The sequence below is a fragment of the Pseudoalteromonas sp. A757 genome, from assembly GCF_004103285.1.
In the GTDB taxonomy this organism is placed as follows: domain Bacteria; phylum Pseudomonadota; class Gammaproteobacteria; order Enterobacterales; family Alteromonadaceae; genus Pseudoalteromonas; species Pseudoalteromonas galatheae.
Map to the genome: position 1 here is coordinate 1 of NZ_QNQN01000013.1, position 343 is coordinate 343.

Genomic DNA, 343 nt, shown 5'->3' on the forward strand with positions numbered 1-343 from the left:
GGTTAGAGCACATCACTCATAATGATGGGGTCCCCTGTTCAAATCAGGGCATAGCCACCATTTACAAATGCGGAAGTTTTGGAATTGGTCGATGTCTTAATATAGACGCTGGATTTAGGTTCTAATAACTAATGCGAAATGATATGCGGAAGTGGCGGAATTGGTAGACGCGCTGGATTTAGGTTCCAGTATCTTCGGATGTGAGAGTTCAAGTCTCTCTTTCCGCACCATGTTCTTGATTGGAACTAAAACAATCAAATTTTCGTTGGAGTATCGCCAAGCGGTAAGGCAGCGGGTTTTGATCCCGCCATTCCCAGGTTCAAATCCTGGTACTCCAGCCATC

General features: G+C 45.2%; 2 tRNA genes. Both read left to right on the top strand.

Annotated features, from left to right (window positions below):
* Positions 1–145 precede the first annotated feature (145 nt).
* Positions 146–230 (top strand) — tRNA-Leu (locus tag DRB05_RS00060).
* Between the two features lie 36 nt (positions 231–266).
* Positions 267–341, top strand: a tRNA-Gln gene (locus DRB05_RS00065).
* Positions 342–343 lie beyond the last annotated feature (2 nt).